Annotated in this window: 15 protein-coding genes; 8 read left to right on the forward strand and 7 right to left on the reverse strand. The window is 42.1% G+C overall.

The genetic code is table 11. The features are described from left to right. Positions 1-34: 34 nt before the first annotated feature. Both Q0590_RS04160 and Q0590_RS04165 read right to left on the reverse strand, forming a co-directional pair. On the reverse strand, positions 35-1096 hold the full coding sequence (locus tag Q0590_RS04160) for a LacI family DNA-binding transcriptional regulator (protein ID WP_302036216.1): 1062 nt from the start codon (positions 1094-1096) through the stop codon (positions 35-37). A 483-nt stretch (positions 1097-1579) separates the two neighbouring features. Continuing rightward, positions 1580-3166 carry an aryl-sulfate sulfotransferase gene (locus Q0590_RS04165; RefSeq protein WP_302036217.1) on the reverse strand — a complete coding sequence of 529 codons (1587 nt, stop codon included), beginning with the start codon at positions 3164-3166 and terminating at the stop codon, positions 1580-1582. A gap of 221 nt (positions 3167-3387) precedes the next feature. On the opposite strand from Q0590_RS04165, the gene Q0590_RS04170 reads away from it, so the two are divergent. The 6 genes from Q0590_RS04170 to Q0590_RS04195 all read left to right on the forward strand — a co-directional run bounded on the left by Q0590_RS04170 (position 3388) and on the right by Q0590_RS04195 (position 11054). Further along, positions 3388-4068, forward strand: a complete 681-nt coding sequence (locus Q0590_RS04170) for a sulfotransferase family protein (RefSeq protein ID WP_302036218.1) — start codon at positions 3388-3390, stop codon at positions 4066-4068. Between the two features lie 281 nt (positions 4069-4349). Beyond that, positions 4350-5534, forward strand: coding sequence for an MFS transporter (locus Q0590_RS04175; protein ID WP_302036219.1), 1185 nt, complete (start codon positions 4350-4352; stop codon positions 5532-5534). Between the two features lie 506 nt (positions 5535-6040). Beyond that, a complete protein-coding gene (locus Q0590_RS04180) occupies positions 6041-7264 on the forward strand; it encodes an acyltransferase family protein (protein WP_366970303.1) in 1224 nt (407 codons plus the stop codon). Between the two features lie 51 nt (positions 7265-7315). Beyond that, positions 7316-7987 carry a carbohydrate-binding family 9-like protein gene (locus Q0590_RS04185; protein ID WP_302036220.1) on the forward strand — a complete coding sequence of 224 codons (672 nt, stop codon included), beginning with the start codon at positions 7316-7318 and terminating at the stop codon, positions 7985-7987. Positions 7988-8352: 365 nt separating this feature from the next. Then, positions 8353-10542, forward strand: a complete 2190-nt coding sequence (locus tag Q0590_RS04190) for a TonB-dependent receptor family protein (protein ID WP_302036221.1) — start codon at positions 8353-8355, stop codon at positions 10540-10542. Positions 10543-10799: 257 nt separating this feature from the next. Further along, positions 10800-11054, forward strand: a complete 255-nt coding sequence (locus Q0590_RS04195) for a hypothetical protein (RefSeq protein ID WP_302036222.1) — start codon at positions 10800-10802, stop codon at positions 11052-11054. A gap of 210 nt (positions 11055-11264) precedes the next feature. On the opposite strand, the gene Q0590_RS04200 is transcribed toward Q0590_RS04195, so the two are convergent. From Q0590_RS04200 to Q0590_RS04220, 5 genes are all read right to left on the reverse strand, one after another. Then, entirely contained in the window at positions 11265-12017 is a 753-nt protein-coding gene (locus Q0590_RS04200; protein WP_302036223.1) for a CHAP domain-containing protein, read from the reverse strand. Between the two features lie 406 nt (positions 12018-12423). After that, the gene (locus Q0590_RS04205; protein WP_302036224.1) at positions 12424-16611 is read right to left on the reverse strand and encodes a PAS domain S-box protein; all 4188 of its coding nucleotides are present in this window, start codon (positions 16609-16611) and stop codon (positions 12424-12426) included. 361 nt (positions 16612-16972) lie between these two features. Further along, positions 16973-17449 (reverse strand): nuclear transport factor 2 family protein, encoded by a 477-nt coding sequence (locus tag Q0590_RS04210; RefSeq protein ID WP_302036225.1) that lies wholly within the window; start codon positions 17447-17449, stop codon positions 16973-16975. A gap of 253 nt (positions 17450-17702) precedes the next feature. Beyond that, the gene (locus Q0590_RS04215) at positions 17703-18434 is read right to left on the reverse strand and encodes a TVP38/TMEM64 family protein (RefSeq protein ID WP_302036226.1); all 732 of its coding nucleotides are present in this window, start codon (positions 18432-18434) and stop codon (positions 17703-17705) included. 266 nt (positions 18435-18700) lie between these two features. Beyond that, positions 18701-19585: an NAD(P)H-binding protein gene (locus tag Q0590_RS04220; RefSeq protein WP_302036227.1), complete on the reverse strand. Its 885-nt coding sequence runs from the start codon at positions 19583-19585 to the stop codon at positions 18701-18703. 105 nt (positions 19586-19690) lie between these two features. Between Q0590_RS04220 and Q0590_RS04225 the strand changes: the two genes are divergently transcribed. Together Q0590_RS04225 and Q0590_RS04230 are read left to right on the forward strand one after the other, a co-directional pair. Further along, the gene (locus Q0590_RS04225) at positions 19691-20050 is read left to right on the forward strand and encodes a winged helix-turn-helix transcriptional regulator (RefSeq protein ID WP_302036228.1); all 360 of its coding nucleotides are present in this window, start codon (positions 19691-19693) and stop codon (positions 20048-20050) included. Between the two features lie 240 nt (positions 20051-20290). Then, positions 20291-21415 (forward strand): glycoside hydrolase family 5 protein, encoded by a 1125-nt coding sequence (locus Q0590_RS04230; protein ID WP_302036229.1) that lies wholly within the window; start codon positions 20291-20293, stop codon positions 21413-21415. Positions 21416-21526: the final 111 nt, after the last annotated feature.

Here is a 21526-nt window from a genome sequence, read left to right on the forward strand (position 1 = left end):
ATTTTACAGAGAGAAATGAATAGTAACTACCAGCTTACCCATAGTAATATTGCAGGTTTTCTTTGGTGATAATATCCAGGGGAAGATATTTTATGGCTTCAACTTTCTTCTTGAAAATCAGATGATCAGCCAGGCCATACATACTATGGTAGCCCTGCCCTTTTGGATTCTGATTAATCAGGAAATTGATAATACCTGCATTCAAAAAATGCAGGTTTTTTTCTACTAAATCATATCCTACTAAGTTAATTTTTCGATGATTTCTGGCCTGCAGGTATTCAGCTACCATGTACGACTTAGAATTGGTTACAAAAATACCTGTAATTGAAGGATTATCTGCTAACAGATTGTCTAGCTGGGCAGTAAAGCCTTCTTTATCTGTACCTCGGCTTACCTGGGTATGTAGAATCTGGTAAGCATCCGCTGAAGTATTTTGCTGGAAATAATCCACAAACCCTTGTTCTTTTTTTATCAGATGGGAAGAATCCTGCATATTTTCATCGATATGCGCCACCAGAAAGGTGCCTGACTCCTGATGTCCGAAGTGAAAAATTTTTCCTGCCAGGTAGCCGCTTAAATAGGAATCCTGCCCGATGTACATCAGCGGTTCATAATCGGGAATGTGAGTATTGAACAAGACAAAAGGCACACCGCTTCTTTTCCATATGTTAAAATAGGTAATAGACTCCCGGTAAAAAATAGGCGCTACGAGTATGCCATCAAATTTAGTTTTAGTCAACCTATCGGCATTTTCACGGAAAGAACTTGCCTGAAAAGGGTTAAAAATAAACTGTTTTACCACCACCCCATATTGTTTCAGTTCTGCTTCTGCCTTCTCTATGCCTGTTTTAGGGGCCTGCCAGTAACTATCAGCTGCCGGATCTGGTAGTAAGGCTGCAATGGTATAGGTACGGTTGGTAACCAGGGCTCTGGCCAGTAGGTTAGGTTCATAATTTAGCTCCTTGGCAATTTTCAGCACCCGCTGCTGTACGTCTTCAGAGACCCGGCCCCGGTTATGCAGCACCCTATCTACAGTACCTGTTGAAACGCCAGCTTTTTGGGCAATATCTTTTATACGGGTTATCGTTTTTTCCACAAGAAGTTTGAAAATTATAGCTACTAAACTTATCTATTTCTTTGGCAAGCTTACTCCATCATTTATAATTGCTGCGTGTACGTACACAACATTCGCTATAAAAAAGTTGCCATCACAAAATAGTATTTTTTACTTAGGTATTAAACAACTTATGGAATCTGCTTCATCTTTCTTAAACAATTACCAGGCAGCGAATTCTTTGAACCGCTAGATTATGGGGTACTGTTTATTTGCTATATAGGAAGGCGTATCAGGTCAACTTAAAAATGTACGGATCGAACAGCACAATTTTGCTTTGGAAAGTATGTAAAAAAAACGCAGGGGAAACAATCTGTATAATTAACTAATCAAAGCAATTCAACTAGTACAAAATAATTCTATTCGATAATTCGCAGCAGTATAGGTCAGTACTCATACAATACCGGCCCTCTATATATGAACAGTATAGAAGGCCGGTATCTTCTCTGGTATAGCTGAGATTTTTTATTTTTGAGCCACGGGTAAAGGAGGCAATACAAAAGGTTTGGGCTGAGGATTAACTGGTGTTAGCTTCCGGTTTGCGAAAGCCGGATGATCTGACCCAATAAAAGTAGACCGGAACTGGAAATAGGTCATGGGTAATACAGGAGTAGGGTCTCCGTTGGGTTTGCGGACATCGCCCCGGTAAGGATTTAAATATTCCCAGACAATTTTTCCTTCTTTTGTCACTTCAAAAAATCGTCCTCTGGCACCTTCATTAATAAAGGTATTGCCATTTTTCATGCGGTGTGCCCCAGAAATAAAACTGCTGTAAAAGGAAACAGTATCCGGAGCTACATACGTCCATACTGGATTTTCCGGCCCATAAGGCTTTCCTTTTTCTGCTACGTAATTTCCTTTTTGATCTTTTGGTGGGGTTATCTCATAGATGGCTGAATAATTTAGGTCTTTGCCTTTATTGTTATGGATATCATTGTTAAAGATCAGCAGGTTCCCTTCGCCGGGCATGCCTTTTTCTATCCAGCGGACATCATGCTGATGATATAGCTGGCGGGCAGTAGAATCTGCCTGGCGGTAGTTCTGCGGATTGCCCCAGCGGTAAAGAAAATCGCCTCCTTTTCCCCATCTGCCTCCTTTGTGGCTGGCCGCTTCTTTGGTGGTAGTACTGTGGTCGATAATAAAGATCTCATTCAACTCAGGCGAGCTAAAAGCAATCTGATCGAGTTCTGCATTATACTTGATGGCGTTTACATGGTATACATCTGATCCTCTGTTATCAAGTGTTACGTTGCGTCTGGCCCGTCCTTGTGCTTTTAGTATATTGAGGCTATCCTGGGAAATCAGCGGTGGTAAAGAATCGCCTACATTGATATCCAGTAATTCCGGATGTTCTGCCGGCTTGCCAAAGTTGGCTTTCTTGCGGTCATAATCCTGAATCAAGTGGTCCCACATATGCCATTCCCAAACGATGTTGCCTCCATATTCACCTTTGGGTTGAATCTCTACAATTTTATCTGGCCATAAGCCGGCTTTAGGGGTTAATACTGGTTTACGGCCTGCGGCCAGCACTTCCTCAGCCGTTTTTGCTTCCCAGGCGATGGCCAGAATATTGCCATTCGGCATAAGCGTGAAATCATGATGGGCATGATACTTCTCATTGGCATACTCAAAATCCCATAGCAGTTTACTATCCCAGGAGATCTTCTGTATCCTTCCGGTTTCGCCGCCGCCGGCAAACACAGGAAAATCCGGATCTACTACGTTTTGTATGAGCGACCCATCCTCTGTTAAATAGGCTCCCATTACCGGATAATTGCTTTTCCATTCATGCACGACTTCCCCCTTGCGGTTTATCAGATAAACGGAAGCAGAGTTAGGAACAACAAACATAATATAGCCATCTGTTAGCCCATCGGAGTAAATGGTTAGCCCGCGGGGAATTCTATGCCCGAACATATTCCTGTCTTTTGCAGGAGCTGCTTTTACTACATTTGCCGTGTCTTTTGAAGCTGTTTGATTGGCTGCAACCTGACATAAAGCCATGGGTAGTATACCCACTAAGAAAACAAGAAGGAAGGGTAGCTTTTTCATTGGGAATGAATGGTTTGGTGGGAATATTCTTGACTAAAAATAGCTGGTGAAGCAACTAGTGGAGTAATAATAAATGTAGCATTTTGTTTTCAAAATTGAAAATAAAATGCTACATTAAAATACTATAAATTTTTCAATAATTTACTACGCCAGCGCCTGTCATTTAAGTAGTTACATTCTTTTTTGCTTAAATAAAATTCTCCTCTTTAACACTCTTCAAAATGGCAATTAAAATTATTGGAGCAGGTTTACCTCGAACCGGCACAAACACCCTCAAAGAGTCTTTGGAAAGACTTGGTTATCGGAAAACCTACCATATGAAGGAACTTCTGGTACGTCCGGAAAATCTTCATTATTGGTTAACACTGAAAGAAACTGGAAAAACTAACTGGGATGAGCTTTATAAGGGCTATGAAGCAACCGTAGATTTTCCAGGATATCCCTGGTATAAAGAACATCTGGAACAATACCCGGATGCAAAAGTTATTCTTACGGTAAGGCCTTTTGAGAAATGGTACATCAGCATGCACAGCACAATTTGGCAGGCAGGCCCTCAAACAGTTCCTCAAAAATTAGCGATGATGGCCAAATTGCTTGTTAATCCACGTCTACGGAAGGTGATTAAATGCGTAAAATTTGCTAAAGGCACCATCTTTGGAGAGCATCTGCAAGGCAGATTTGGAGATAAAGCCTTCGCCGAGGAAGTTTTTAATCAGCACATTGAAAACGTGAAAGCCCATGTACCGGCCGATAAGTTACTTATTTACGATGTTACCGAAGGTTGGGAACCACTGTGTAAATTTTTGAATGCACCAGTACCCAATGAGCCTTTACCACACTTAAATAAGAAAGAGAATTTTAAAGGAATGCTAACAGAGCTGATGAAGGGGAATATGGTATAACATACGTATACAGCCCCGATAAAGCCAATTCTCCTTACACTTGTTGTTCGTTTTACTGTCCAAGAAGTTCTCTTATCATCTCTTTATGTATTATTATTTGCTTACTGTAAGCCGTTAACAGTTGCTAAAATCAGCGGGGTGGAGGGGCAAGCTATTTTTACAAAAAAGAAATAACCTATCAAGCCTGAAACTAACTAAATAGCTGGCTGCTTTCAAACGTGATAGGACATCTGTTAGTTTAGCTGTTTTCTACTCTCATCTTAGGCCCCCTATCCTTCCATATGAAAGTTAAATCTATTGAAAGCAACAAATGGGAGTTGAAGCTTACCCTTCTCCTGGTTAGTAGCCTGACAATTATGTCAGTAATTACCATTTCTCCGGCACTGCCCCAGATGGCCCAAGTGTTTTCATCCGTAGAGAACGCAGAGTTTCTGGTTAAGTTAGTATTAACCCTGCCTGCGCTACTAATTGCCCTGTTCTCCCCTATTACTGGCCGTTTGATCGACCGGCATGGCAGGCTACGTATTTTGTGGATGGCCCTTGTACTCTATGCCCTATCAGGATCAGCCGGATACTTCCTGAATAATCTGTATCATATTCTTATCTCCAGAGCTTTGCTTGGTATGTCGGTAGGGATGTCTATGACGATTGTTATTACCCTGATAGCCGATTATTTTGAGGGAATAGAGCGGCAGCAGTTTGTAGGCCTCCAGATAGCATTTATGTCATTAGGAGGCATCCTGTTTATTGGCTTGGGTGGTATACTGGCAGACGCCGGATGGCAGTATCCTTTCCTCATCTATTTATTCTCTCTGGTAGTACTACCGCTTAGCATCAGGTATTTGTACGAACCATCAACCACCCAGAACAGTGCTTCGGGAAATGCGCAGGCAAAGGCTCCCTCCATTATCTGGCTGTTATTTTTCAATACCATGCTTATGTGGGTCATTTTCTTTTTAATCCCTGTTCAGATACCCTTTCACCTCAAAGCCATAGGCATTGAAAAGAATTCGTTGATAGGTGCCGCTATTGCCATGAGTACGGCTTTTTCTGCCTTATCCTCTTTTTCCTATGCTAAACTAAAAAGCCGCTTTAGTTTTCTAGCTGTCTTTTCTATAGGATATCTGCTGATGGCCGCAGGATACATTTGCGTTGCCCTCTCTAACACGTATATGGTAGTTCTTGTGGGGATGATGTTATCCGGACTAGGCATGGGGATGATGATCCCTAATACAAATATGTGGGTAATGACAATTGTTCCGCCCCAGATCAGAGGAAAAGAAATGGGTAAGCTTACCACCTTCTGGTTTCTGGGCCAGTTCTTGTCGCCGGTTATTATCTTTCCAGTTCTACAAATAGTATCTATTTCCTCTACCTTTATGCTGGCTTCTGGATTTCTCTTCCTGATTTCGGTTGGCTTCTTTGTTTTAAGTATAAGCAAAACTGGAAAAGCGCTTACTCCCTGACGAATCTATTCTTGCTCATCCATAACCTATCCGGATACTTGCCTGAAAAATTAATCTTACTGATTTTTTCTGCGATCGATAGATACTATCCTATTAAATTTCCAGCTGTTCTTTCCGGCATCCAGTCACTACCATACTAATGGCAAAAAGTGTTTTAGCTGTTTACTATACCTTTTACAGTAGAGGATTACCCAAGTAGAAACCTGTTAGATTTTGAAAACTTAACAGGGTTGAGCATAAATCCTCAGAAATTATTTGCTAAAAGAACTATAGCTGAAAAAATAGCCATTCCAGCCTTACCAACAGCGGCGCATCTACGTAAAGCGCCGCTGTTGGTAGATCAAAATAACTACTTAAATGTACATAGTGCATAGCTATTCTCAATCTGGAAGATTATTCTTATATTTCTTTTTTGTAATATAGATGTTGCATAACATGCACAAAACCGGAAGCAGCGGATAACGATATTAATGGCAAGTGATTTTTCAGAAAAACACCTATACTATATGCAAACGCTTACAGCCTCTCCTGATTCAGCACCTATCATCAGCTCGGCTCCTCTTGTCCGTAGAATCACTTCTGTAGACGTATATAGGGGATTTGTCATGTTGCTGATGATGGCAGAAGTATTGAATTTCCGCCGGGTATCGGAAGCCTTGCCCGAAAGTAGCTTCTGGCGGTTTTTGTACTTCCATCAGGACCATGTGCCCTGGGTTGGTTGTTCGTTGCACGATCTTATTCAGCCCTCCTTCTCTTTTCTGGTGGGCGTAGCCTTGCCTTTTTCCATTGCCAGCCGGGTAGCTAAAGGAGCCACCTTTGCAAACCTGCTCAAGCATGCCGTTATCCGTTCTCTCATTTTAATTTTGCTGGGTATATTCCTGCGCTCGATGCACAGCACCCAAACCTATTTTACCTTTGAAGACACCTTAACCCAGATTGGCTTAGGATATACCTTTCTTTTTATACTGGGCTTTGCTTCGCAGCGGGTTCAACTGGCGGCATTGCTGGTAATTCTTACCGGTTATTGGCTGGCTTTTGCTTTATATCCCTTACCCGGGCCTGCGTTCGATTATGTGGCAGCTGGCGTAACACCTGACTGGGAACATAACCTAAAAGGCTTTGCAGCTCATTGGAATAAAAACACCAACCTGGCCTGGGCTTTCGACCAATGGTTTCTGAATCTGTTTCCCAGAGAAAATCCTTTTACTAACAATGGTGGCGGCTATGCGACGCTGAGTTTTATCCCTACGCTTGGCACCATGATTCTGGGTTTATTTGCCGGCAAAGCTCTAAAAGATACTACAGAAGCGAAAGCAAAAATCAGGTTCTTCCTCATTACCGGTGTTGCTTTACTTGTACTAGGTGTTATTCTGCATGTTAGCGGCGTAAATCCTATTGTAAAACGCATCTGGACACCTGCCTGGACGATATTTAGCGGAGGTTGGTGCTTTTTGCTACTGGCTTTTTTCTATGGAATAATTGATGTCGCCAATTATAAGAAATGGTCATTTCCATTAATGGTAATCGGCATGAATTCAATTGCCGCCTATGTAATAGCTGATGGCTTAGGTGGATTTATTTCCAGTTCCTTGTACATTCACCTGGGCCAGAATTTTGATAAAGTGTTTGGAATACCGTATGCGACCCTGGTTAAAGGCAGCTTAGTTCTGCTAATAGAATTCTGGATTCTTTACTGGATGTATAAACGCAAGCTATTTATTAAGATTTAAAAATCCGGTTACGTAAGCAGGATACCATTATTTTAACCATTTAATCCATCTATGAACCTTCAAGTGAATACATCCGATACAGCAAACCCTTTAGAGATTAGTTACCTGCCAAATAAAAATGCAGCGCTACAAGAAATTAACGACATGCTAAATGAACTTCCCCGGTACAAGATTGGAATAGCTTCCTGGCCGGAGTTTTCCTATCAACCAGAGGTACATTTCAGCGCTGCACACGACAACAAACATATTTTGCTAAAGTATTATGTACAGGAACAGTACCTGCAGGCTTTTTATAGGCAGACAAATGAATCGGTGTATAAAGATAGCTGTGTGGAATGTTTTATCAGCTGGGATGATACAGGCTATTACAATTTTGAATTTAATTGCCTGGGTACCTGTCTGGCCGCCTTTGGCCCCAATCGGGGTAACCGTAAAAGCCTGGATGCGGCTACAATAGCCAAAATACAAAGGCTTTCAGCCATCCATTCGGTTTTTACCGGCAACCCGGCTGAGCCTGTCCACTGGACAATGACTATCAAAATTCCTCTGGAGGTATTCTCATCACATGATTTGCAAACACTTTCGCAAAAGAAAGCTACGGCTAATTTCTACAAATGTGGCGATGCGCATCCACAGCCTCATTATCTCTCCTGGCAAAAAATTAATACACCTGCACCTGACTTTCACCGCCCAGAATTTTTCGGAGAGATCCGTTTTGTATAAAAATTAATAGATTGTGTTTTAGCAACCTGTTAAAGTCCGTATATACTATTTTTCACCTGAGAAACAAATAGCTTTCAGGTAAATAATTCTTTTCTCATCTACAAAAATCCGTTTTGCATATCTCTTATCCGGCATTCTTATTCTTATCTTGCAGCTATCAATCAGTTGTTACTTTTAAATTACTAGTACTCAACTAATAGTTTATTTTTTAATTCGAAGTAAATTAATAGTAGGAATATTAAGAAAATGCCTGACTTATAAGATAAGCTAAAACAACGAAGAATTTTTTCTTAGCCAGGTGTCTTATGCTTGATAAGGACTTCAGATTTCTATTTGTTTTTTCATCAGCCTATTTAGAACAACCTATGAAAAAATTATTTACCTTTTTATCCTTGTGCCTGTGTTGTTTAGGTGGGTATGCTCAACAAGAAGAAGACTCAATACAGACCAAAGAGCTACAAGAAGTAATGGTAAAAGGCTACCGGCAGAAACTACAAAATATTAGCCAGCTGCCATCCGTGCATCAAACCTATATTATGGCTGGTAAGAAACATGAAGTCATCAGCCTGCAGGATTTGCCGGGTAATATTGCTGAAAAAACCGGAAGGCAGATTTTTGCCAAGATTCCCGGTGCTTTTGTCTATGATATGGATGGTTCGGGCAATCAACTGAATATTGCTACCCGGGGCCTGGACCCACACCGCAGCTGGGAGTATAATGTGCGGCAAAATGGCGTAATGACCAACTCAGATATTTATGGTTATCCTGCGAGCCATTATAGCCCACCTATGGAAGCAGTGGAAAGCATAGAACTGGTGCGGGGAACGGCTTCCTTGCAATATGGTTCCCAGTTTGGTGGCATGATTAATTACGTACTAAAGAAGCCAGATACAACAGGGGCCATCAGTTTTGAAAGTTTAAACTCAGTGGGTTCCTATGGCTTATTCAGTTCTTATAATGCCATCGGCGGAAAGGTGGGTAAATGGAGGTATTACACCTATTACCAAAAGCGGGTATCGGATGGTTACCGCCGGAATGCCAGCTCTGATAGTGATGCCCAATTCATAAATCTTACCTATCAGGCAAATAAGAACCTGAGTATACGTGCTGAGGTAGGCCGGTCCACCTATTTGCACCGTATTGCCGGAGCCTTAACTGATAGCATGTTTTATGCCGATCCCAGGCAATCTACTCGTAGCCGCAATTATTTTAAACCCGAAATTTATGTTCCTTCCCTTTCCCTCAACTGGCACATAAAGCCTGCTACCCAGCTGCAATGGACCACTTCTGCGGTATTGGGTACTAGAAGTAGCGTGCAATACATCGGTTTTGCCACTCAGCCAGATATAATTGATCCGGTTACCAATGCTTACAAAAACAGGCAGGTAGATATTGACCAGTTTAATAGTTATACCTCTGAGTTGCGGATTAGTCATCAATATCGCCTGGGGAGTTTAACTAATGTACTTGCCACTGGTGTACGCTATATCAACAATCACCTGCACCGGCAACAAGTGGGTAAAGGTACAACTGGAACAGATTTTGACCTTAGCCTGGTAGAAGCAGGCTTTGGCCGGGATTTACATTTTAAAACTGGCAACATTGCTTTGTTTGCAGAGAATTTATTTTTTCTGACAAGTAAATTTACGCTTTCTGCTGGCTTGCGGTATGAATATGGCAACAGCCGCATGAGTGGAGTTATTAGGTATTTAACACCCGATAACATACCCAATCAGATTAAGCATCAGTTCCCCCTGGCAGGTGGAAGTTTTGGCTATCAGCTTTCACCCGCTGCTAAACTATATGGCGGGTTTTCTCAGGCCTTCCGTCCGGTTATTTTTGCAGATATTATTCCCCCAACAGCTTTGGATAGAATTGATCCTGATTTGGAAGATGCACGAGGGCATAATGCAGAAGTAGGTTTACAAGGAAACTGGGCAGGTAAAATCCAGTATGATATCAGTTTATTCCAGATAAACTACCGGAACCGGATTGGTACCCTGATAGAAAACGATGAGAACGGCAATCTGTATGTGTATAAAACCAATGTCGGCAATACACTTACGAATGGTATGGAGGTATTTGTACAAGGTAATCTCTATACGACACGTACTATACAACTTGCTTTGTTTACAGCCAGCTCCTATTTTAATGCCTTCTACACACAGGGCAATGTAGTAGTGAACAATGAAAACCGTAGTGTAAAAAACAACAAACTGGAAGGAATACCGGAATGGATCAGCCGCAATGGAGTACAATTTGCCTATAAAACCTTATCTGCCAGTATACAATATAGCTATGTTTCAAAAAATTATGCCGATGCCTTGAACATAGCAGCCCCAAATGCAAGTGGTACGGTTGGCCTGGTGCCTGCCAATGGTGTATGGGATGTAAATGTAGCTTACCGCTTCAAGGGAAACTACCTGTTGAAAGCAGGTATGAACAACTTTACCAATAAGCAATACTTTACTAAAAGACCATCTATGTATCCCGGCCCGGGTATATGGAGTTCAGATGGCAGAAGCCTGGTAGTTACTTTTGGTATCTCTATTTAGCCTATTATGTTAAATGAAGTGATATGCAGCATTATCCATTACAATTCATCCAAATTAGGTTATATTTTCTTTTAGCTTTTTTCCTGTAGTAACTGTTTTAAAAGTAGCCTCATTCCGCATAATAAGACGTTGAAATAATAGCCCGTAAATCTCCTGATGTCCTGTCTGTTAGTATTTATTACAGGAAGAAATCCGAACAAATACTTATCACCGTATAAATAATGCTGGGCAACTTTGAGGATGATACAGATAAGGGCATGAAAACAACTACAAATTTTTACGGATTAGCTAATACAAGCCTGTTGCACGAATTAGAACAGAAACTGGATCAGCAAGCAATTCTGAGAATGACAAAATTGCACCAACGGCTCAAATACAAAAAGAGAAGTGAACTTGTCCGCATTAAAAAACAAATCCTCAGAAAATACAAACAATACAGCTATGCCGATTACTTATACGAAGCAGTATTGCTGGAAATAGAAATTTGTTTACATAAACTCAGCTGCCGGTAGTAAGTAATTCCTCTTATTTAGTACTTATACATAATTGAAAAATTGCGTATATCTTCAGTATGCCTCTCTACGTGTATAAGGATATATTCCAGTTTGTCAGGCTACTGACAGGCTAGTTTCAATAAATAGTACCCGCAACGCATAGGTTTAGGTTTGGTGTTGGCGGGTATTATTTTTTATCGACAAAAAGGAAGCACACAAGCAGGTGTTTTACTTATATTCCAAAAAGCCTTTCTTAATGGAGTTGATCTTCCGGTTTAGTTCTACTACCCCAATGCCATTTCTGGAGCCGCTGGTGTTAGAATTACCTTCTATCGTATGAATAGTACCTCCGTTTACGCTGGTTACAATTCCGGTATGTCCCAACCCTCCGCCGTGATCCATGATAAAAACATGGCCAGGTTTTATTAAAAAAGGGTTATTTACAGCATCGGCTCCTTTAATTCTTTTAGCATTTGCTTCATTCCACTGCTTAATACAGCCGCCTGTCCGCACCATCGGATTCGGCCTATCTAATTGTTTGCTGGCTTCATTAAAGCACCAGTAAACAAACGCCATACACCAGAAGAACCCTGGCCCCAATCCGACACTTTGCAGATACCGATCTACCTGTGGGCCACGGTTACTGCCCAGGGGATCTTCCATAATACCGATCTGGCCTTTGGCTACTTCCAGCGTTCTGCTCAGCAGGGTATTTGGCGTTTCATGCACATGTGGGATAGTCTCTTCCCCAAACAATACTTGCCAGCTAATAGCACCCAGTTTGCCATCTACCACCAGCGGATTGCCTTGCTGATCGCGGTTGAGGGACTGGAATAATTTAATACATTGAACCGTTTTGGGGCCGAATACACCAGTGCCTTGTAAGGGGCCAAAGTTCCGTTCATTTAATTTCTGCTGAATAGCTTTTACAATTTGAGTATCGGCCTCGCCTTGTTTAATAACTCTTCCGGGGTATTTCATGTGGATAGGTAGTTTAGTTTATTGGTAGATACAATGGAGGACTGGCTACGGCACTAAATTTTCAGCGGCTTATTTTGTAGGTTTTAGTTTGCTTTAGCACGCTACCATATATGGCAGCAAACGCACAAAGTAAACATCCTTTGAAATGTAATCTGGTATGAGAAGTGTATATGCAGGATTCCGCTAGCTGGTGAAATAGGTAGCAAATAAGAAGGAAAGATAGAAGATTTTACCAGAAAAGAAACAGGTAGCTAAAGTATTTTTACCTGCCTATGCAACGTAAATTTCAGAAATACTGCCCTGTAAAAGTAGCTTGAATAAGTGCAGGATTGTGCCCGTTGCATCACCTGCCAACCTGTTGAAAAATCAGACAGTATAAAGAGTTTAGCCGACACCGTTTGCTCTATTATTCGACAGGTGGCAAAGTAAAATCAGCTTTAAAATACACCCGGAAAGTAGTACCCTCGCCTTCTTTACTTTCTACTTCAATTTTACCGCCGCTATTTTCTACAATCCGTTTAACAATATACAGCCCAATGCCAGTACCTTCTACATGTGTATGAAAGCGCTTGAACATACCAAAAAGCTTTTCTTTGCCCTTTTCAGAAATACCAAGCCCATTGTCTGCGACAGAAAGTATAATATATTCCTCCTGTTCATAGGTCCGTATGTGTATCTGGCAAGGCCGGCCGGGCGATTGGTATTTAATGGCATTCGACAACAGGTTATAGAGTATACTTTTCAGGTTTTTCCGGATGAATGGGACAGCAGGTACTGCAAAAGCCGTTTGCAAGTCTACATCTTTGCTGCTAAGCAGAAAAGATAAATCCTGCCCGACATCTTCCAGAATTTCAGCAAATACAATCTGTTCAGAGCCACCATCCATATCTTTCTGCACCTTTACTATTTCTGCCAGATCTTTAATGGTTTGATTAAGTTTGGTTACTGATTTGCCGACCAAATCCATCAGTTCTGCTTCGGATTGTGTTAGCTTGTCGCTTAATTTTTTAGATAACACCGCATGTAAGCCCTGCAAATTGGCAATTGGCGAACGCAGGTCGTGTGAAGCGGTATAAACAAAATTATCCAGATCGGTATTTACCTGCTGAAGGGCTGCATTTTTCTGGTTCGTCTGGGCAACAGCCCTTTCCAGGGCCAGCTGTGCCTCTTTGTGCGCCGATATATCGGTAACCAATGCATAATAGCCTTGTACCTGCTGCGCTACTATATGCGGAATATAATTGACAGACACATACCTGGTACCTGCTCCCTTATACGGAAGTTGTGCCTCAAAATAGAATTTCTCGCCATTTAATACCCGGCGGATAGATTCTTTTACTTTGTCATAGGCTTGCCACCCAATGATTTCCGGTACAGACTTTCCATATACGTCATGGCGGCTAATGCCAAACCAGTCTTCATAGGCTTTGTTGTTAAAGCGGTAGCGCAGGTCTTTATCTACATAGGTAATTAACACCGGAAGGGCATCTGTTATGAGGCGTAACTGTTCTTCACTCGCTTTTAGCGCCTCAGCTGCTTTATGCTGCAGCGTGACGTCTTCATATTGAATAACCGCATGGGTTACTTCTCCATCCGGATCTTTCACCGGAAAAATAGTCACGATGAGGTGAATACGCTCTTCCGCCGGAATATTCTTTTGCCTGTTGCCAGATAGGGTATAGGCTGTTTCTATTCTGCAGGTTTTGCCCTCTGTAAAAACGGCTTGTATCTGAGGAAAGTAAGGCTCGCTCATCAGTTGCGGATCTGTCAACAAGTTATATAATCCATCATCCTGCTTTTCATGCGCTAAACCAACTAATTCCATATAGGCCTTATTTGCCCGGATACGCGTACCCTGCCTATCGGCAATCCAGGTGCTGAAAGGAGTTTGCTCAATAATACTCGACAGAAAATTTTCTCTGGACGCTAGTTCCTGGTTTAGCTCTACTGTGTTTTCCAGCATCCCTTTTAACTCTTCTTCACTGGCAGCAATTTCCTGATTTTTTCTGCTGAGCTCTTCGTTCATTTGTTTGAGCTGGTTGCGCGAGGCTACATGCTCGGTTACATCTACGCCATAAATAATTACTCCATCTATGTGTCCATTCAGGTCCAGGTAAGGCGCATAGGTGAAGCTTACATATACTAGTTCGAGTGTACTGTTGTTTTGGCGATTAATATAGAGGGGAGATTCCGATTGTACTACGATCTCACCCGTATGCATTACCTCTTCTATCAGCTCAAAATAGCTTTGTCCGGCAAGTTCAGGCCAGGCCTCCCGCATAGGTTTCCCTACAATCTCTCTTCCTCCCCACCATTTACTGAATGTAGGATTAAACAGTTCTACCCGGCCCTCCTTCCCCCTAAGAATACCAATAAGGGCGGGCACCTGCATAAACAAATTATGCAAAGCCGCCTTTTGCTCTTCCAGCAAGGCTGTACGTAAGGCTACCCGTTTTTCTAACTCTGCATTTGTTTCATGTAGTTCTTCATTGGTCTGGGTAAGTTCTTCTTGCGTAGCAGCTAATTCATGGTAAGCCTCAGACAGATTTTTGTGGGCCAGTTGCAATTCGTCTTCTGTCTTCTTCTTCTCGGTAATATCCTGCCAGATACCAATGGCTTCCAAAGGCTTACCTGCTGCATCACGTTTAAAAACGGTGTATTTACACCAGATCCAGTGCCACTGACCTTGGGCATCTTTTACCCGGTAGGTAATATCCCGGACCTCCTGGTTGCGTATGGTAGCAAATGCTTGAAAGAACTGAATCCGCATCTGGGTATCATCCGGATGAATGATATTCAGGCGGTCTTCGTCGGTCATCTGGTAGACTTGTTCCGGGGTGTACCCCAGAATGGTTTCCATCTGCTGATTGGCATACATTACTTTGAATTGTAGCAGGTCCAGTACGATAATCACATCAGGGGTGGCCTCGGCTATCTGCTGAATAAACCGTTTATTTTCCAGAATTTCCTCTTCCGCTTTTTTCCGGTCGGTAATGTCTCTGGAGATGCCGATGATCTGAAGGACTTTCCCTTCTTCCGACTGCTTAAACACATTGTACCGGGCCAGCATCCAGCGGTATTTGCCTGCGGCATCCTTAACGCGGTATTCTATTTCTTTTACCGTATTTTCATTGGAAGCCCTATAGTCTTGCAAAAATGAAAATGCTTTGGAAAGATCGTCCGGATGTATGAGGTCTGCCAGGCTTTTGCTCCCTGCATTACGTTGCTGGTGTACTTCCTGTTGCGTGTAGCCCAGCAGTTCAGCATAACTTTTATTTATATAAACATTTTTTCTTTCCTGCAGGTCGTATACCGAAATGATGTCTGGGGATGTATCAGTCAACGTTTTTATAAAATGCTGCTCTTCCAGAATTTTTTGTTCGGCTTCTTTCTGGTCGGTAATATCAAAGCTGGCACCCAGGTAGCCGGCAAATTCGCCTTCCAGATTGTAGATAGGCTTTCCAAATTCCATTAGCCACCGGTAAACTCCATCGTGCCTTTGCAAGCGGTATTCTAGCCTAAAAGGGATTCTGTTCTCAAAGGCTTCTGTATATGTACGAAAATAGTACTCTTTATCTTGTGGATGAATACCATTTAGCCATCCGTTGTTGCGTTCCTGCTCCTGCGTTTTTCCGGTAAAATCTAGCCAGGTTTGGTTAAAATAATCGCGAGTAGCTTCCGCATCAGATCGCCAGATAAAAGCCGGAAAGTCTTCCAGGATTTTCAGGTGATACGTATAAGCTGCCTGCAATTTTTCTTCCCGCAATTTTTTTTCTGTTACATCTTTGGAGATAGACACACTGCCAATTACCGCTCCTTCGGCATTTTTCAGCGGCACCACATCCACATCGTAATATCCCTGGCGGGCTTTTATAGGAATGTTTTCCAGGTGTACTTTCTGGCCTTGCAAGGCCTGTGTTACCGCTTCATACTCTACGCCTTTTGCGTTTAAAGGAAACAGGTCCCATACATTTTTTCCCAGAACGAATTCTTTACTAATTCCGGTGCGGGTGGCTATTGCTTTGTTCCATACGGTTATCCGCATTTGCTGGTCCACCACGGAAATGCCTTCTTCCGTGGAATCTAAGACGGTTTCTATAAAGGTCTTTTCCTGCCTAAGGGCTTTCTGCTCCAGGCTGATGTAGCTTTCAAATAATTTTTCCTGGTAAAAATCATAATACTCGTTCAGCTCTAAGATTATGGCAGCAAAGGTATGTACATCGGTGGTATAAGAAGGCAGGAGTTTAATAAAGCTATATTTGCGGATGTTGATAACCTCTATGAGGTCGTGCAGCCCAGGCATGTCGCAGGTAATAAAGGGAAATTTGTTATCTGCCCACAGGGCAATTGCTTGCAGCGCATGTTCGTGTGCGGTTCCGTCTACCATACTTTGCAACAGTTCTTTAAAATTGCCTCTCAGGTAGGTTAGTATCTGCTCGTCGGACAAATGACTGAATGCTTGTAACAACCGCTGTTGCACTTCCCGGGCTCTGCCCAGATAAACAGCCGTAATGTCATCTAATGTATGCACCAGTACATATTCAGCAAATCTGGCTAATTCTTTCATGGAAGATGCAACTTGTAAAGTTGTCATAAAGCAAAGGGCATATAGTCAATAACTGTTTGTGGCTTATATAGTTTTGCTGCACATACCAGCTAGTGGATGTACGCAACTTATTGGTATAACCGGTAATATAAGCTAGTAGCCAGGTAAGCAGATTCGATACAGGCACCTGCCTTCATTTGAACCCTGCTTAAGGCAGGTGGCAGGCTAAGTTAATTATACGAGTCAACAAGTATAGCTTGTAAATATTAAATTATTCTGGCTGGAATGCAAGCAGGTGTTTGTTAAATTGCTTTTTACAGGCGAACAGGCAGCGTTCTACTCAGCTACCTCACCATATAATTCAGGAAGGTAGTCTTTCCATTAAACTATCTCTTCTAGCTATATACACTTACTTTTGCGAAGGGATATTTTTACAGCCGGTAGGTTCTATGGTATAGGCCAGTGAGGCAATTTTCCAGCCCTGGTTTGTTTTTAGTAAGGTGAATACATCTACCCCACAATGAGAATATTTTTTATTAACCCATAAATCATAGGGAGCCCATACCATGGCTAGTTGCTGATGTATCTGCACCTGTACTTCCTTTTCCCGCATACGCTCTTCAATTACCCGCTCTTTATTAGCCAGGCTCCGGACAAACTGCTGATGCGTACGGCGGCCTATATACGTAGAGTCTGCTCTGGTTTGCACCGCGTAAAATTGTCCATCCAGCGTAAGTGTACGGTTGGCAGCCACAGTATCTTGTGCTGCCATGGCGTCAAACAGTTGCTGCACTACCTGAAGTACCGCTTTCTTTTCGCTTGCTGATTGTGCATATCCTGTAGCCGCCAGACAATACAGGCTTAAGAAACTAAACAAAATTCTCATACGCATAGAGGAAGGAATCGCCTTTGATTATGAAACTATTTCAAATTCTATCATCCATTGATTTAGTTTATCCTAAACCGGATAGCTTGAACCGTATCTTCTTACTTTTTTGTCATTGCCACAAAAAAGTAACAAAAAAAGTATAGGAAAAACAATGCTTCTGCGCACAAGGCTTACGCTTGCCCCGCTGTTTTTCCGGGCTTACGCACTTTTTAACTTCATTTATCAAAACTTTAAACAGTTTCTAATAATGTTATTCTGCGGTTTCTTGCTGCAAGTGTTTTTTCCGGTTCCGGTCGTACACAATATAAACAATTAATGCAAGCAGGCTACCTGCTGACACCCAGATTAACCCATTAATTAACCGGTCGTTGCTTTCACCGAGGTATGCAATAAGCAAAGCCAGGGGAAGTATTCCGATCAGGGTTGCTCCGATAAACTTCAGGTAGCCCATCCGCAGCAAGCCCCCTACAAAACTAATGGCATCATTGGACAAGAAAGGGGAAATTCTGGTAACAATTACTGCCCAGAATCCATATTGTTCTACATACGTTTCTATCTTTTTCTCCGTTTTGTCGCCGATCAGTTTATTTACGGTAACTGTTCCTAAATATGTTCCCAGCATATATCCCACGGAAGAAGCAGATACTATCCCTATCAGGGTAATGAGTGTTCCTCCTACGGGGCCATAGGCTATTACAGAAATCACCATCAATAAAATTGTTGGAATTACCAGTAAGAACATCTGGGCAATCATGGCAACCACAATAATAACTGGCCCTATCCACCCAAACTGGTTTACCCATTCAGAAATTCGTTGTTTATCGTCACTGGTAAGAACCTGATAGGCTTCCTTGATGAATTGCTGGAAAGAAGGCACCACAAAATAAGCCACTACCAGAGATAGCACCAGGGCTACAGAAATATATAACGGCCATCTGCTTTGTTTAACAGGCTGTGCAGCCGCATCCGATTGATTTTTCATTCGTTATTCGATTGTTTTATACTCACTCGAGTCTACTTACTGATTTTACCTGGCAGAAGGATACAAAAAGCAGCAGTTTTTTTGTGTGTAAGCTAGTAAGACCAGTATTATATCTTTGGTAACCATACTATATATAGCTTAGAAGCGAATAGAGACAAGTACATTTGTTGCCATAGCTAATAAAAAAGCCCTGTACGTGTACAAGGCTTTTTTCAATGAACTGATAATCAATTCTAGCGGCATGCTTCCATTAAAAATTGTTAGGCTTAGCCTTTGTAGGCAGCAGCAAACTCGTTGGCAAATTCTTCTAATTTTATTGGGCTCAGGGTGGGTTTGTGTTTTCGGAAATCTGCCTGCATAAAGTCGTTGCGCAAGGCATTGCCCATATTTGTATATTCCTTGGCAATGGCTTCTGGCAATCCGGCTCCTGTTAATCCCTGGTGTTGCTGCTCATCGGTAAACTCTACCCAGTTCAGGTCTTTGCCAATGGCTTTTCCCAGGGTGCTGGCTATTTCCTGTCCTTTTTTTTCATCTCCGGCAATATACCGTACCGACGACCCGGTGAAGTTCAGATTCAGCAATTCTTCCAGGGCGGCTGCAGCAATATCTTTCGGATGAACCAAAAAAACAGTGCCGTTGCCACCAAAATTTCCCCCCATTATGCCGGCACCTTTAATCATGGGTATTTGCGCCAGTAAATTATGATAAAAATAACTTGGCCGCAGGTGTTTTATCTGGATACCCTGAAGCTTGTTCAGTTTCTGCTCAAAATCGTACAGGCCATCTACCGGGCCGCAGCCCTGGCCTACATCCGCGCCTACACTGCTCAGGTTTACTACATATTTTACCTGGCTGCCCTGCAAAGCCCCAATATAATTGTCGGCAATCCGGTCCATATCTTTCCGCCAGTCATTAGTTTGCCAGATGGGTGGAATCATGGTGTATACGACTTCTGCATCTTTAAATGCCTCTTTTACAAAAGCAGCGTCATTTACATCGCCTACCAGCGCTTTGGCACCTAATTTTTCGATCTCCTGTGTTTTATTGGCTTTGCTTGTGATTACCTTCACCTCTTTCCCTTGCTTTACCAGGCCTTCTACCAGGGGCCGGCTAATGTTTCCTAAGGAACCTGTTATTACATATTTTTTCATAGTCTTAGTATTTTTTTCTTCAAAGTTACAAATTAGTCTTATTTTTGTAAGTAGTTATAAAAAACTGATATAGTTACAAAAAACAGACTAATATTGATTATCAGCATGGTAGAGAAAATAAGTTATGAGAATATAGAACGTTGTCCGGTAACCACAACGATGGAAATTATTGGCGGCAAATGGAAAATTTTAATTTTGTACCTGATTAGCAATAAGATTAACAGGTTTGGCAAAATGTCTATGATGCTTCGCAACATCAGTAAACAAATGCTTACCTCACAACTCCGGGAACTGGAAGAAGATGGCCTGATTGAGAGAAAAATCTATGCGGAAATTCCACCCAGAGTAGAATATTTTTTAACAGCCAAAGGTCATTCGTTGCTTCCGGTAATAGAAAGTATGAAAGAATGGGGCTTAAATCATTTTAAAGAACAGCAAACAGCCGTATTGGCAACGGAAGCTTAATGTAAGCAACAGGTGTAACCTGGCTTCCTAACCTGTTAGATTTCGAAAACCTAACAGGTTTATATATAGCAAGCTGTGTAAGCATTACAAAACCGGTATTGCCATGTGATAAGCTAATCCAAAACCCATAGTCTGGTTCAGCTAAGCTTAACAGATTTGATATTTCAAAACCAAGTTTCTATCTTGTTCTTTCAGTAAGTTTAGCTCAGATATTACCAACCTACTTTTACCCGCTTTCTAATGGTGGCAAAACTATTATTTTCTATTCTGTTTTTTACTGGCTTATTTTTCGTGCAGGGCAATCCGGCAGCTATGGCACAAACGCAAAGCTCAAAACCAGCCGCCATAGATTTTCCGATCAAGCGGGGAATTAACATTAGCCACTGGCTTTCGCAGAGCACAAAAAGAGGGACCGAACGGAAAGAGTATTTTACTAAAAAGGATGTAGCTTACCTGGCCGGTTTAGGATTCGATCACCTGCGCATCCCGGTAGATGAAGAACAACTCTGGACAGCAGATGGCAAGAAAGATCAGGAAGCTTTTGGTTTGTTGCACCAGGCGCTGGAATGGTGTCAGCAAAATAAGCTAAAAGCCATTGTAGATCTGCATATTTTACGTTCCCATCATTTCAATGAAAAAGAAAAACCTTTGTGGACACAACCTGCTGCCCAGGAACGGTTTTTCCAGTGCTGGCGTGACTTGTCGGCTGAACTAAAAAAATATCCGGCAACCAGCCTGGCCTACGAGCTGATGAACGAACCAGTAGCTGACGATCCGGAAGACTGGAACAAGCTGGTAGAAAAAGCCGTAGCGGTGGTACGGGCACAAGAACCGGAAAGAAAGATTGTTATTGGCTCTAACAGGTGGCAAAGCGCCGATACCTTTGACCAGCTACGCGTGCCTTCAAATGACCCGAATATTATTCTCAGCTTCCATATGTATGAGCCTTTTTTGCTTACCCACCACCAGGCTTCCTGGACGGACATTAAAGCCTATAAAGGCCCGGTAAATTATCCCGGTCAGATTGTGAAGAAAGAAGATATAAAAAACCTCCCGGAACCGGTTGCTAAAGCGGTATCCAGCAAAAAATTGTACTATACCAAAGAAGATATAGAAGCCCATTTTCAAAAGCCCCTGGCTGTAGCCAAAAAGTATAACTTACCTCTGTACTGCGGGGAATGGGGATGTTTGGCTACCGTTCCTGAAAAAGCACGGCTGCAATGGTATACAGACATGAAATCGGTGCTGGAAAAACACAATATAGCCTGGGCTACCTGGGATTACAAAGGCAGTTTTGGTATTGTTGACCAGAAGCAAACCGAGCAGAAAGAGATGATCCGGATATTAGTAGGCACTCAGAAATGAGTATAGCAAGCTAGCAGGTATGTTTATAGCCTGATAGAATCTAGGGGTTTACAGAAGCTACGTGCTAATTTTATTCATTTTTGATTCTATTGACAGTCAGGAATTTAGTAA

The organism is Rhodocytophaga aerolata, from assembly GCF_030503435.1.
In the GTDB taxonomy this organism is placed as follows: Bacteria; Bacteroidota; Bacteroidia; order Cytophagales; family 172606-1; genus Rhodocytophaga; species Rhodocytophaga aerolata.

What these genes read in the sequence shown, in the direction of transcription:
- Q0590_RS04165 (WP_302036217.1), bottom strand. Translation starts at nt 3,166, where the DNA reads ATGAAAAAGCTACCCTTCCTTCTTGTTTTCTTAGTGGGTATACTACCC.
- Q0590_RS04170 (WP_302036218.1), top strand. Translation starts at nt 3,388, where the DNA reads ATGGCAATTAAAATTATTGGAGCAGGTTTACCTCGAACCGGCACAAAC.
- Q0590_RS04175 (WP_302036219.1), top strand. Translation starts at nt 4,350, where the DNA reads ATGAAAGTTAAATCTATTGAAAGCAACAAATGGGAGTTGAAGCTTACC.
- Q0590_RS04180 (WP_366970303.1), top strand. Translation starts at nt 6,041, where the DNA reads ATGCAAACGCTTACAGCCTCTCCTGATTCAGCACCTATCATCAGCTCG.
- Q0590_RS04185 (WP_302036220.1), top strand. Translation starts at nt 7,316, where the DNA reads ATGAACCTTCAAGTGAATACATCCGATACAGCAAACCCTTTAGAGATT.
- Q0590_RS04190 (WP_302036221.1), top strand. Translation starts at nt 8,353, where the DNA reads ATGAAAAAATTATTTACCTTTTTATCCTTGTGCCTGTGTTGTTTAGGT.
- Q0590_RS04195 (WP_302036222.1), top strand. Translation starts at nt 10,800, where the DNA reads ATGAAAACAACTACAAATTTTTACGGATTAGCTAATACAAGCCTGTTG.
- Q0590_RS04200 (WP_302036223.1), bottom strand. Translation starts at nt 12,017, where the DNA reads ATGAAATACCCCGGAAGAGTTATTAAACAAGGCGAGGCCGATACTCAA.
- Q0590_RS04205 (WP_302036224.1), bottom strand. Translation starts at nt 16,611, where the DNA reads ATGACAACTTTACAAGTTGCATCTTCCATGAAAGAATTAGCCAGATTT.
- Q0590_RS04210 (WP_302036225.1), bottom strand. Translation starts at nt 17,449, where the DNA reads ATGAGAATTTTGTTTAGTTTCTTAAGCCTGTATTGTCTGGCGGCTACA.
- Q0590_RS04215 (WP_302036226.1), bottom strand. Translation starts at nt 18,434, where the DNA reads ATGAAAAATCAATCGGATGCGGCTGCACAGCCTGTTAAACAAAGCAGA.
- Q0590_RS04220 (WP_302036227.1), bottom strand. Translation starts at nt 19,585, where the DNA reads ATGAAAAAATATGTAATAACAGGTTCCTTAGGAAACATTAGCCGGCCC.
- Q0590_RS04225 (WP_302036228.1), top strand. Translation starts at nt 19,691, where the DNA reads ATGGTAGAGAAAATAAGTTATGAGAATATAGAACGTTGTCCGGTAACC.
- Q0590_RS04230 (WP_302036229.1), top strand. Translation starts at nt 20,291, where the DNA reads ATGGTGGCAAAACTATTATTTTCTATTCTGTTTTTTACTGGCTTATTT.